This is a genomic window from Azospirillum sp. A1-3 (assembly GCF_023806445.1).
GTDB lineage: Bacteria > Pseudomonadota > Alphaproteobacteria > Azospirillales > Azospirillaceae > Azospirillum.
This window is the reverse complement of sequence record NZ_JAMSLU010000001.1, coordinates 333,320-345,780: the sequence shown is the minus strand read 5'-3', so window position 1 is coordinate 345,780 and position 12,461 is coordinate 333,320. Positions and strand designations below refer to the sequence as shown.

The window sequence follows — 12,461 nt, the reverse complement described above, 5'->3', positions numbered from 1 at the left end:
CTCAAGACGCCGATCAGTGAAGGGTGCGCTCATGAGACTCTAGTGATGCCCCCCGCAAGCCCCGACGGGGCAAAGGGCGGTTACCCCCTCTCTTCCGGGGTGGGTGGATTGACCCTTCCGGCACGAAAGCATCCCTGGCCCGCCGATCGGGGGAGCGGTATAGGGTTGCCCCCGAAAATCGGTCATCTCCCACCATCCGGACGGCGGCAGGCATGCGACTCGGAATCGATTTGGGCGGCACCAAGATCGCTGCCGTGGCGCTGGATCGCGACGGCACGGAACTCGCCCGCCACCGCCGCCCGACCCCGCGCGGCTACGACGCCACGCTGGATGCGCTGACCGAGACGGTAGCCATTCTCGACCCGGCCGGAACGCGCGGCGTCGGCATCAGCCTTCCCGGCGTGGTCGATGCCGCCGCCGGACGGGTGCGCGCGGTGAACCTGCCCTGGCTGGAGGGCCGCCCCTTCGCCGAGGATGCGGCCCGGCGGATCGGCCGGCCGGTGCGGATCGCCAACGACGCCAACTGCTTCACCCTGTCGGAAGCGACCGACGGCGCGGCGGCCGGTGGCGCCTCGGTGGTGTTCGGCGTCATCCTCGGCACCGGGGTCGGCGGAGGCATCGTCATCGACGGGCGCATCCTGCCCGGCGCCAACGGGCTTGCCGGCGAATGGGGCCATGCGCCGCTTCCCTGGCGCGAGGAGGCCGACGGCCCGCCGGTGCCCTGCGGCTGCGGCAAGACCGGTTGCCTTGAGACGGTGCTGTGCGGCGCCGGTCTGACGCGCCTGCACCGCCATCTGACCGGCGAGACGCTGGACCCGCCGGAGATCGCCGCCCGCGCCCTGGCCGGCGATGCCGCCGCGGCCGGAACATTGGCCCGGCATGCCGACGCACTGGCCCGGGCGCTGGCCCCGGTGCTGAACCTGCTGGACCCGGACATGGTGGTGGTCGGCGGCGGCCTGTCCGCGCTGCCTGGCCTGTGCGAAGCGGTGACGCGGCGCTGGGGCGCCTGGACGCTGGCGGCCGAGCCGCGCACCCGGATGGCCGTTGCCCGCCATGGTGCCGAAAGCGGGATGCGCGGCGCCGCCCGCTTGTGGCCGGACTGAGCGTCACCACCTCTGCGACGGCGACCGCAACCAACGGTCACGGAGTGGCACGGGACTTGCGCATTCTCCGGTCGAACCGAACGGGGGTACGCCCATGATGCGGAAAAAAGTGGGGACGCGGGCTGCGGGCAACAGCGTCCATTTGCATTTTGCAAACCGGAACGCGACGCGGGCCGGAAAACCGGCAGCGCGTTTGCATTCTGCAAATAACCCTGATGCAAGTCAGGGCACCGGACGCCATCTGGAGCATGCCTGCGCCAGCCTGCAGAACGCGGCCGTCGAACTGGAGACGGTGCTGGCGAGACTGCCCGGCGACGAGCAGGCCGATCTGCATGAGGCGATCGGGTCGATCATGGAGACGCTGCAGTTGATCGCATCGACCCATGCCCGGCTGGAGCCGCCGATCGCTGCCGACTGACCCGCCGGTAAGCCGGCTGACGACCTGAAAGACGACATGAAAAAGGGCGGCCACACGGGCCGCCCTTTTCGTTCTTCCGACGGCAGTGGCCTGCTCAGTCGGTGATGGTCTGCCAGAAGAAGAAAGCGACGGCGAGGACCATGATGGCGATGTCCATGGGAACGACTCCTGTGGATGACGGCGGATAGGCGTTTCACGTCGATCTATACGACAGTTCGCCGGCCGGTGGCAGTGCTTCCGTTCCCCTGCGGCGGTTTTTCACCCCCCGGCCCAGCCTGACAGCCGATCCGCACAAAAAATTCCGCTGGACGGACAGCGTCCATGGTCCGGACAGCGCCCGAATCCGGAGCGCATCCACAGCCGCCAACCCCAACGGCCAGCTGCGGATGGCCGCCGCCAATCAGCGCAACTCTTTGTAAGCAAAGAATTTTCTTGCCCAGCCGAACCGCCGGCACCGATGGCCGACCACGCCCAAGCGGCGGCCCGTCCCCCTTAAACTGCGGATTCCAGATGGAAAACCGCAGCGCTATGACTTTTTTCAGGGGTTGCCTTCCCCGGGGGCTTTCTGGCAAGAAAAAGGCCGCTGAAGTCAGCGGCCTTGAGTTTAGGGAGGAAACGCCCAAGAAGGGCGAAGCAGCAATCGCTTGCTGCACTGCAACAGTATCAGAACCCGGGGGTCCTGCAACCCCCAAAGCCGGCCCCTGCGTGGGGCCGCAGCTTTTGGCGGGATCTGTTGCTGATCGGCCACATCGAGCCCGCTCCTAATTTCGGGCCTCCGGCCGTCTTCTCCTCCCGCCCGTTACTCACCTGCGGCGTGCCGGCTCCGGTCAGCCGCCGCATCCCGACAGGCAGCGGCGCGAGGAGCCAGCATTGACCCTCTTCCCCCCATCCGCTTTCACGGAATTCGACGCTTTCACCGCGGCACTGGACGGACGCACCCCCGCCCTGTTCCTCGACTATGACGGAACGCTGGCCGCCATCGCGCCACGCCCCGAATTGGCGGTGATGCCGGACGAGGCGCGCGCGGTGGTGCAGCGACTGTCGGCCCTCTGCCCGGTCGCCTTCGTCAGCGGGCGCGACCTGGATGACCTGACGGCGATGGTCGCGGTGGAGGGGCTGGTCTATGCCGGCAGCCACGGCTTCGACCTGCGCGGTCCGGACCTGCGCCAGCAGGTGGGGGTGGAGTATGTCCCCGACCTCGACACGGCCGAACGGCTTCTGCGTGACCGGCTCGGCGGCATCGCCGGCGCTCTGGTGGAGCGCAAGCGCTTCGCCATCGCCATCCACACCCGGCAGGTCGCCCCGCCCGACAAGCCGCAGGTCGGCGAAGCCGTCCGCACAGTGGCGGGAGCGCAACCGCGCCTGCGCATGACCGGCGGCAAGGAACTGTTCGAGCTTCGCCCCAACCTACCCTGGGACAAGGGCCGCGCGGTGGTCACCCTGCTGGAGACGCTGGGGCTGGAGGGAAACGGCACCCTGCCGATCTATCTCGGCGACGACGAGACGGACGAGGACGCCTTCCGCGCCCTGGCCGGCCGGGGAGTCGGTATCCGGGTGATGGAAAGCCCGGCCGAGACTGCCGCGACCTGGAGCCTGCACGATCCGGCGGAGGCCACGGCGTTCCTGGGGCGGCTGGCGGACTGGCTCGCGGAGGAGTGAGGTCGCTTCGGCCGCTGCCCCCTCCCCAACCCTCCCCCTCTTCGAGGGAGAGGGTGCCTTATGCGAAGCGGCGGCAGTCCCCTCTCCCACCGAAGGTGGGGGAGGGTTAGGGAGGGGGCATTCGCCAGCCGACGCCTTCCGCATTCACCAACCCTAAACCGTCAGCCCGCTATCCTGACCGTTCAACCAGCCGGACAGCGCGTCATGGACATCGGATCGGCCACATCTGCCACGCCCTACCGGCCACAGGCCAGCGCGCTCGACGGATTGCAGGACGCGCAGGCGCGGACCGATGCGGCGTCGGAGCAGATCGCGGCGGGCAACCTGGACCCGGCGGTGGTGCTGGACCTGACCTCCGCCCAAGTGGATTTCGCCGCGAACGCCAAGGTGCTCCAGGCGACGCAGGAGAACAGCCGCCGCCTGCTCGACATGCTGGCCTGAGACGATAAACCCGGATCAGCGCGGCTTGTTCGGGCCGTAAATCTTGGGTTGGCTGAAGTTCAGGTGGTCGAGAAGCCCCTGGGTGGCGCAGCCGTCGACCGGCAGTTTCGCCGCGCGCTGGTAGGAGCGGATCGCCGTGCGGGTGCGTGATCCCATCTTGCCGTCGACCGTTCCGGCGTTGAAGCCGTGCTCGTTCAACGCCTCCTGCGCGCCGGAGATGAAGGCTTGGCGCATCTCGTCCGGCAGATTGTCGGTCTCGCAGGCGGCAAAGGCCGGGGTCGCCAGCAGCATGGCGCCGCACAGGGCCGGAAGAAGAAGTCTGTTCATGGATCGGTTGCTCCAGATCGTTGGGGCCGCAGCCTGTTGAAACAGCCGAGCCCAGCCTTGCACTCCAGAATGCTGGGAATCAAAAAGGGCGGCCGCAAGCGACCGCCCTTTTTTTCGTTCCGACCCGTCAGCCCCCGGCGGCGTGCGCGTCGTCGCTCTGCCCCTTGATCCGGGAGGCGAGCGCCGCCTCCAGGAAGGGATCGAGCGCACCGTCCAGCACCGCCTGGCTCTGCGAGGTCTCCACCTCCGTCCGCAGATCCTTCACCATCTGGTAGGGGTGCAGGACATAGGAACGGATCTGGTGGCCCCAGCCGATGTCGGTCTTGGTGGCTTCCAGCGCGGCGGCGGCATCCTCGCGGATCTTCAGCTCGCGCTCGTACAGGCGGGCACGCAGCATGTCCCACGCCTTGGCGCGGTTCTTGTGCTGCGACCGTTCCTGCTGGCAGCTCACCACGATGTTCGTCGGGATGTGCGTGATGCGCACCGCCGAGTCGGTCTTGTTGATGTGCTGGCCGCCGGCGCCCGACGCACGGTAGGTGTCGATGCGGCAGTCCTTCTCGTTGATCTCAATGTCGATCTTGTCGTCGATCACCGGGGAAATCGAGACGGCGGCGAAGCTGGTCTGGCGCCGCGCCTGGCTGTCGAACGGGCTGATGCGCACCAGACGGTGCACGCCGGCCTCCGTCTTCAGCCAGCCATAGGCGTTGTGGCCCTTGATCTGCACGGTGGCCGACTTGATGCCGGCCTCTTCACCCGGCGTCTCGTCCAGCCATTCGGTCTTGTAGCCGTGCTGCTCCGCCCAGCGGGTGTACATGCGCATCAGCATCAGCGCCCAGTCTTGGGCCTCCGTGCCGCCGGCGCCGGCATTCACCTCGACGAAGCAGTCGTTGGCATCCGCCTCGCCCGACAGCAGGCTTTCGATCTGCAGCTTGTTGGCGCGGTCGCGCAGGCCGTAGAGCTGGGCCTCGGCATCGGCGACGACGGTGGCGTCCCCTTCCGCCTCGCCCATCTCGATCAGTTCCAGGCTGTCGGACAGGTCGCGCTCCAGCGCCCGATACCCGGCGACGGAGGTGTCGAGCTGGGTGCGCTCGCGCATGATGGTCTGGGCCCGCGTCGGGTCGTCCCAAAGCTTGGGATCCTCCGCGAGGTTGTTCAGTTCGTCGAGACGCCGCAGTGCATTGTCCCAGTCAAAGATGCCTCCTCAGCAGCGCCAGCGATTCTCTGATCTCGCCGGCGGCCGCTTCGATCTCGGCCCGCATGGCGGTGCCTCCTCGTCAGCCAGAGTTGAAGGGTTTGTCGGCTGCATATGTAGCCGCTCGTTCCCCGCCTTGCACCCTCTTAATGACCGCGGGCAGGCCAACCGGAAGCCCGCAATGGGAGGGCTTGCCACTTTCGTGTATGGCCCAGCCCCTGCTTGGAGGTCCTAACCGTTTGGGATCATCGGTCCGGCTCATTTCAGAGTACGTCCCAAATCCGGCCGCACAACCCTACCGCGGAGGCCGGGAATTCCCGAAATCGAGGTTATGGTCGGCGTCGTTCCGCGCCTTTTTTGCGCGTTTCCGCGCATGGCCATTCCTGCGCGGATGCAAGGACGCGCGACCACCTCTGCCGGGGGCACGATGAGCTTCACCAGCCTGAATTTCCTGCTGTTCATCACCGTGTTCAGCGCCGGCTTCATGGCGCTGGCCCGCACCCGCGCCTTCACCCCCTTCCTGCTGGTGGCGAGCTACATCTTCTACGGCTATTGGGACTACCGGTTCTGCGGCCTGCTGGCGCTCAGCACCTTCATCGACTTCTATTGCGGGTTGAAGATCGCCGATGCGCCCGACCGCAGCACCAAGAAGATGTATCTGTTCATCAGCCTGGGGGCCAACCTGGGCATGCTGTTCTTCTTCAAATACTACAACTTCTTCGCCGACAGCGCCGAGGTGGCACTTGCCTCGCTGGGGATCGAGATCGGGCGGCGGACGCTCGACATCCTGCTGCCGGTCGGCATCTCCTTCTACACCTTCCAGAATCTCAGCTACGGCATCGACCTCTACACCGGCGAGCTGAAGCAGCCGGAACGCTCGCTGGTGCGCTATGCCAGCTTCGTCGCCTTCTTCCCGCAGCTGGTGGCCGGCCCCATCGTGCGGGCACGCGACCTGCTGCCGCAAATCCAACAGCGCCCGCGCGACATCCCGTTCGAGGAGCGCTTCGCCGGGCTGGAAAAGGTGATCTGGGGCTATTTCCTGAAGATCGGGCTGGCCGACAACGCCGCGGTGGTGGTCGACGCCCGCTTCCACCAGCCGGAGTTCTTCAACGCGCTCCAGCATGTCATCGGGTTGATCTGCTTCTCGCTGCAGATCTACGGCGACTTCGCCGGCTATTCGCTGATCGCCATCGGGCTGGCGCAGATCTTCGGCTACACCATGTGCCAGAACTTCGCCCGGCCCTATTTCGCCACCGGCATGCGCGATTTCTGGCGGCGCTGGCACATCTCGCTGTCCACCTGGTTCCGCGACTACGTCTATGTGCCGATGGGCGGCAGCCGCACGCGCTGGCTGCGCATCCGCAACGTCGTCATCACCATGCTGATCTCCGGCCTGTGGCATGGCGCCAACTGGACCTTCGTCCTGTGGGGGGCGCTGCATGGCGGGTTGATGTTGGTGGAGGACGGCGCCCGCCGGCTAGCCGTGCTCAGCCCGGTGCGGCTCAGCGGTCCGGTGCTGGCCGCCGGGCGGCTGGTGATGATCGGGCTGGTCTTCGCCGTGGTGACGCTGACCTGGCTGCCCTTCCGCGCCGACAACCTGCACACGGTCTGGACCATCCTGGGCATCATCGCCGACGGCGATTTCGGGCTTCAGCAGGGCAACCAGCAGGCCAGCTCGCTTCTGCGCGTCGCCGTCACCGGCCTGATCGTGCTGATGGTCGACGCGATGATCGAGCGCGGGGCCGGCCGCCGCTACGCCGGGATGAATGTGGTGGCGCGGTCGATGGCCTGCTCCGCCCTGATCCTGGTGATGCTGCTGTTCGGCAGCTTCGCCAACCACGCCTTCATCTACTTCCAGTTCTGATCGGACGGAGCCCCCTCCCATGTATCGCCTTCTGGCTTGCATCGTACTGATCCTCGCCACCGTCACGGCGATGGACCGGGTCCTGGCGTCGGCGCTGGGCGGCCTGCTGCTGCGCTCCAGCGACCGTTTCATGGCGATCTACCGCCCGTTCGAACCGGAAGCCGAAAGGCCGGGCATCAAGCCGCCCGCCAAGCCGCCTGCCGACGAGGGACAGCAGCCGAGTCCCCTGCTGGTGAAGGCCGCCCTGAAAGCCGAGCCGCGCCCGGTTCGCGGGCCGGCCGACGTGCTGGTGCTCGGCAACTCGCGGGCGGACAACCATTTCCCCGTCTCCGCCCTGCAGGACATGACCTGTGGCCGGGCGCTGAATTTGGGAATGGGCGGGGCGCCGACCGTGCTGTCGGCCCTGCTGTGGGAGGATTACGTCGAACGCCACGGCGCGCCGCGCCTGCTGGTGCTGGAGCCGACAGGCGTGGTCGACAACCCGCACGACCTCGCCGACCTGCCGCTGCTGGCCTACTACTCGCCGCGCATCGACGCCTTCGTCCGGCAGGAGAACGAGGAGCTGTGGATGGCCAACCACGCCTTCCACCTGATGACCTTCAACAACAACCAGACCATGCGGCTGATCGCCGGTCTGGTGAAGCCCGCCGCCGACCGCACCCTGGTGGGCGCGATACCCGAACCGATGAAAATCCAACTCGCCGCCGCGCCGGAGGAGGTGATGACCGCCGCCGACGTCAACTGGCAGGCGCTGGACCACATCATCCGCAGCGCCCAGGCGCACGGCACCCGGGTGGCGGTGGTCATCACCCCCTATTTCCCGACCTATGCCGGCAAGCTGAGGAATTTCGACGCCTTCTTCGCCGAACTGAAAAGCCGCCTGCCCGCCGGCGTCACCGTGGTCGACGCCCGCCGAGCGGTGGACAAGGACGAGCTGTTCATGGACGCCCTGCACGTCAACGAGGACGGCGTACGCGCCATGTTCGCCGCACTGGAACCCGCCTTGCGCCCGCTCGGAACCTGCCCGGTGGACGCGCTGGCCTCGCTGTCGGCAGCGGGTTCGACGCACTGACCGCGACAGCATCGTTTCGTAGCGAATACAAAAAAGGGGCGTCCACAATGGGCGCCCCTCTTTCTTTGGCTCAATAAAGCCCGCCGGTTCCCAGCGTCGCCGCGGCCGGCGGGGCCGGCACGCCCGGCTGTTGCGAGCCGAAGCCGCCTGTGGCGTTCGGATCGCCCATCATAGCGCCGGAAGCCTGCGAGGAGCCGTCCAGAACCACCTGCGGCTGGTCGGGGTTGGGTTCGGTGCCCGGCAGGAAGGCTTCCCAGATGGCGCGGTTGTCGCCCGGCTGGGCCAACTGGCCGTTGGCCGGGTTGACGCGGACGAGGCGCAGGCCGGGTGGCACGCGGAACGGCGTCGCCGGCTTGTCCTTCAACGCCACCTGCATGACCTCCTTGAACACCGGCACCGCGGCAGACCCGCCGGTCTCGTGGCCGCCCAGCGATCGCGGCTGGTCGAAGCCGATGTAGGTGCCGACCACCAGATCGGGCGAGAAGCCCATGAACCAGGCGTCGTGGCTGTCGTTGGTGGTCCCGGTCTTGCCGGCCAGCGGCTTGCCCAGCGAGCGCAGCGCGGCCGCGGTGCCGCGCTGGACCACGCCTTCCAGGATCGAGACGATCTGGTAGGTCGTGCGCGGGTCGTTCACCTGCTCGCGGGTGTCGGGCACCGCCGGCACCGCCATTCCGTCCTTCCAGGCGACGTTGTTGCAGCCTTCGCAGGCGCGGTTGTCGTGGCGGAAGATGGTCTTGCCGTTCCGGTCCTGCACACGGTCGATGAAGGTCGGCACCACCCGCTTGCCGCCATTGTCCAGCATGGCGTAGGCGGTGGCGAGCCGCAGCACCGTCGTCTCGCCGGCACCCAGCGACATCGGCAGGTAGGGCTGCAGGTTGTCGACGATGCCGAACTTCTCGACCAGCGCCTTGACCTTGTCCATGCCGATCTGCTGGGCGAGGCGGACGGTCATGACGTTGCGCGACTTCTCGATGCCGACGCGCAGCGGGGTCGGGCCGTAGAATTCATGGCTGTAGTTCTCCGGCCGCCAGACCGGCTGCCCGCCACCCGGATCGAAGGAGAAGGGCGCGTCCATCACCAGCGACGACGGGGTGAAGCCCTGGTTCAGCGCCGTCAGATAGACGAAGGGCTTGAAGGACGAACCGGGCTGGCGCAGCGCCTGGGTGGCGCGGTTGAACACGCTCATGGCGGGGGAGAAGCCGCCGACCATCGCCAGCACACGGCCGGTGTGTGGATCGAGCGCGACGAGGCCGCCCTGCACCTGCGGGATCTGGCGCAGGGCGTAGCTGTTCGGCGGCAGTTCCTTGGGCGCGGACTTGTCGCCCTTCTTGGCCGGCTTCTCGTCTTCGTCCTTCGACGGGCCGCTCAGCGGCTCGACCAGCAGGACGTCGCCTAGCTTGGCGACGTCGGACGGCTTGCGGATCGCCGGGCCGGCGACGTCGCCATCCTTGGAGGCGCGGGCCCAGCGCAGTTCCGACAGCGGGATGCGGCCACGGGTGCCGTCTGCCAACCCGATGTCCAGCCCGTCCGACTGGTCGTCCTTCAGCACGACCGCCATCTTCCAGCCTTCCGACCCGGCGGGCGGCGGCATGGCGGCCAGCTTCTTCGGCCAGTTGTCGAAATTCTCCATCTTGGCCACCGGGCCACGCCAGCCATGGCGGCGGTCGTAGGCGATCAGTCCGTCGCGCAGCGCCTTGGTCGCGGTCGCCTGCAGCGTCGGGTCCATCGAGGCGCGGACCGACAGCCCGCCCTCATACAGCGCCTGCTCGCCGTAGAGCTTCACCAGTTCGCGCCGGACCTCCTCGGAGAAATACTCGGCGGTCACCACCTCCTGCTCGTCGCGCTTGCGGGTGACCAGCGGCCGGCCCTGGGCGGCCTTCGCCTCTTCCGGCGTGATGTAGCCGTCTTCCGCCATGCGACTGATCACCCAGTTGCGGCGGGCGACGGCGGCGTCATGCTGACGGTCCGGGTTGTAGTTGGAGGGCGCTTTGGGCAGAGCCGCCAGGAAGGCGACCTCCTCGATGCTCAACTCGTCCAGCGCCTTGTTGAAATAGTTCAGTGCCGCCGCCGCCACGCCGTAGGATCGGTTCCCCAGGAAGATCTCGTTGAGATACAGCTCCAGGATGCGATCCTTGCTGAAGGTCCGCTCGATGCGGATCGCCAGGATCGCCTCCTTGATCTTGCGGGCGAAGGAGACCTCGTTGGTCAGCAGCATGTTCTTTGCGACCTGCTGCGTGATCGTGCTGGCGCCGACCGGGCGGCGGTCGCGGCCGAAATTCTCGACGTTGGTCAGGATCGCACGCAGGATGCCGATCGGATCGACGCCCTGGTGGCCATAGAAATTCTTGTCCTCGGCCGCCATGAAGGCGTTCATGACCTGACGCGGCATGGCGTCGATCGGCACGAAGATGCGCCGTTCCGATGCGAATTCCGCCATCAGGCGCCCGTCGCCGGCATAGATGCGCGTGGTCACCGGCGGCTCGTAATTGGCCAGCTTGGTGTAATCGGGCAGGTCGTGGTCGTAATGCTCGAACAGGAAGACCAGCCCCCCGGCGCCGGCAAGAGCCAGCATCACGAAAGCCATCAGCAAAGACAGAAGAAGGCGCATGACCGATCCCGCAAGAGACGACGAACGGCGCGCCCGCGGTTCGGTTCCGATGGATCCGGATCGCAGGTGCGCCTGACAGGGCGGCGCATCCTACACCGCCGCGGTGCGAAGTGCCGCCCTCGTTCCCGTCATGTCAGGAAAATGTGACACGCAGAGGGCGCCCGCAAGAAGGCGCCGGCGCAAAGGGGGTATTCGGGCAGTCAGTATTCCGGCAGCCCGGCCGCGTTTCAGCTCCGTTGCGTGCCGTGCAGCCAGCGGAAATAGGCGTCGATGGTCCGGGCCAGCCCCTTGCCCAAGCGCTCGCGGTGGCCGGAGGAGGTCAGCAGCTTGATGTCCCGCTGGTTCGACAGGTATCCCATCTCGATCAGCGCCGACGGCACGTCGGGCGCGGTCAGCACGGCGAAGCCGGCCTGCCGGTGCGGCCGGTTGGGGATCAGCGGCACGTCGCGTCCGAGATTCTGCAGCGCCAGCGTGGCGAACCGCTTCGAATGGTTCATGGCGTCACGCTGGGCCAGATCGATCAGGATGTTGGCGACCAGCTTGTTCTCGCCCGACAGGTCGAGCCCGACCAGGGCGTCGGCCCGGTTCTCCTTGGCCGCCAGCATCTCCGCCTCGCGGTCGGACGCCTTGTCGGACAGGGTGTAGATCGACATGCCGCGCACGTCGCCGCTGCTGATGCTGTCGGCATGCAGCGAGATGAACAGGTCGGCGCCGGCCTCGCGCCCGATGGAGACGCGGTCGCGCAGGCGGATGAACACGTCGCTGTCGCGGGTCAGCTTCACCCGGTAGCGGCCGGTCGCCTCCAGCTGGCGCTTCACCTCCTTGGCGGTGGCGAGCGTGATGTCCTTCTCATAGATGCCGCCGACGCCGATGGCGCCGGGGTCCTGGCCGCCATGGCCGGGGTCGAGCACGATCAGCGGCTTTTCCGCCACCGTCGGCGGCTTGTTGTCCGGCAGCGGCGGGGCAACGGGCAGCGCGGCCGGGATCAGCTGGGCCGGCGGGATCGGCGGCAGCGGCGCGAAGGGCGGCGGGGCGGTGACGGCGGACGGGATGGTCGACTCGGGAGCGGCCGGCTGCGGGGCCGGAATCGCCATTGCCGACGCGACGATCGAACTCATCGTCAGCGGGCTTTTGGTCCCGAACTCTCCGACGGCGTCGTTCCCCGCCGTGGCGGCGGCAAGCTGCCGGAACTCCGCCGGGGTGGTCTTCTCCAGATCGAGCACGAGGCGCGGCTGGTGGCCATCCCGCGCCGGAATCATGTAGCCCTCGCGCAGCCGGGCCGGGCCGACCGTCTCGAAGGTCAGGCGCGTGCCGCGCGGGCCGCCCGCCGCATGGCGGTAGCGCGCGACCACCCCCTTGCCCTCCACCGGCAGCGCGCCGCCGGGCCAGATCAGGTCGGGCAGATCGATGATGACGCGGTAGGGATCGGCGGCCATCGACACGGTGAAGGACACCGTGTCGCTCAGCTCCAGCACGAAGCGGGTCTTGTCCGGATGGATGCCCAGCCTGGCATCGACCACCGCCGTGCGCGGCGGCGCCGACGGCAGGGCCGCGGTGGTCTGTGCCCGCGCAATGGCGACCGTCCCGAAGCCGATCAGCACCAGCGCCAGCAGAACCGGCAGAACCGCACCGAGAACGCGCATCGCCAGCCGATGGCGCGAAGCGGTGGCTGGAGCGGCGGCTGTGGTCGGGCTGGGCGGCCGTGGCATCGAGACTCCTCGGCGGCTGAAGGGGCACAAAACAAGGCAACGGACGCTCAGCTATAGCCTAGCCAATT

General features: G+C 67.7%; 10 protein-coding genes. 6 read left to right on the top strand and 4 right to left on the bottom strand.

The genetic code is table 11. From position 1 onward, the window contains the following. The first annotated feature begins 212 nt into the window (after nt 1–212). From M5E06_RS01590 to M5E06_RS01575, 4 genes are all read left to right on the top strand, one after another. Nucleotides 213–1,103, top strand: a complete 891-nt coding sequence (locus M5E06_RS01590; RefSeq protein ID WP_252136928.1) for an ROK family protein — start codon at nt 213–215, stop codon at nt 1,101–1,103. Nucleotides 1,104–1,296: 193 nt separating this feature from the next. Next, nucleotides 1,297–1,521: a hypothetical protein gene (locus M5E06_RS01585; protein WP_252136927.1), complete on the top strand. Its 225-nt coding sequence runs from the start codon at nt 1,297–1,299 to the stop codon at nt 1,519–1,521. Nucleotides 1,522–2,391: 870 nt separating this feature from the next. Next, nucleotides 2,392–3,180 (top strand): trehalose-phosphatase, encoded by a 789-nt coding sequence (gene otsB, locus M5E06_RS01580; protein WP_252136926.1) that lies wholly within the window; start codon nt 2,392–2,394, stop codon nt 3,178–3,180. 204 nt (nt 3,181–3,384) lie between these two features. Next, nucleotides 3,385–3,621 carry a hypothetical protein gene (locus M5E06_RS01575; protein ID WP_252136925.1) on the top strand — a complete coding sequence of 79 codons (237 nt, stop codon included), beginning with the start codon at nt 3,385–3,387 and terminating at the stop codon, nt 3,619–3,621. A gap of 15 nt (nt 3,622–3,636) precedes the next feature. Here the strand turns inward: M5E06_RS01575 and M5E06_RS01570 are convergent, their stop codons facing one another. Both M5E06_RS01570 and prfB read right to left on the bottom strand, forming a co-directional pair. Continuing rightward, entirely contained in the window at nt 3,637–3,948 is a 312-nt protein-coding gene (locus M5E06_RS01570) for a peptidoglycan-binding domain-containing protein (protein WP_109150120.1), read from the bottom strand. Nucleotides 3,949–4,075: 127 nt separating this feature from the next. After that, nucleotides 4,076–5,207, bottom strand: a protein-coding gene (gene prfB, locus M5E06_RS01565; RefSeq protein WP_108546617.1) for a peptide chain release factor 2 whose coding sequence is annotated in 2 segments (ribosomal slippage) — nt 4,076–5,137 and nt 5,139–5,207 — 1,131 coding nt in all. Because the reading frame shifts where the segments join, the coding sequence is not laid out codon by codon here. A gap of 360 nt (nt 5,208–5,567) precedes the next feature. Here prfB and M5E06_RS01560 point away from each other — a divergent pair. Continuing rightward, nucleotides 5,568–7,004 (top strand): MBOAT family O-acyltransferase, encoded by a 1,437-nt coding sequence (locus M5E06_RS01560; protein WP_252136924.1) that lies wholly within the window; start codon nt 5,568–5,570, stop codon nt 7,002–7,004. A 19-nt stretch (nt 7,005–7,023) separates the two neighbouring features. Then, nucleotides 7,024–8,076, top strand: a complete 1,053-nt coding sequence (locus M5E06_RS01555) for an SGNH/GDSL hydrolase family protein (protein ID WP_252136923.1) — start codon at nt 7,024–7,026, stop codon at nt 8,074–8,076. Between the two features lie 70 nt (nt 8,077–8,146). On the opposite strand, the gene M5E06_RS01550 is transcribed toward M5E06_RS01555, so the two are convergent. Together M5E06_RS01550 and M5E06_RS01545 are read right to left on the bottom strand one after the other, a co-directional pair. Further along, nucleotides 8,147–10,684 (bottom strand): penicillin-binding protein 1A, encoded by a 2,538-nt coding sequence (locus M5E06_RS01550; RefSeq protein WP_252136922.1) that lies wholly within the window; start codon nt 10,682–10,684, stop codon nt 8,147–8,149. Between the two features lie 227 nt (nt 10,685–10,911). Continuing rightward, complete coding sequence (locus tag M5E06_RS01545) at nt 10,912–12,393, bottom strand: N-acetylmuramoyl-L-alanine amidase (RefSeq protein ID WP_252136921.1); 1,482 nt, start codon at nt 12,391–12,393, stop codon at nt 10,912–10,914. Between the last annotated feature and the right edge of the window lie 68 nt (nt 12,394–12,461).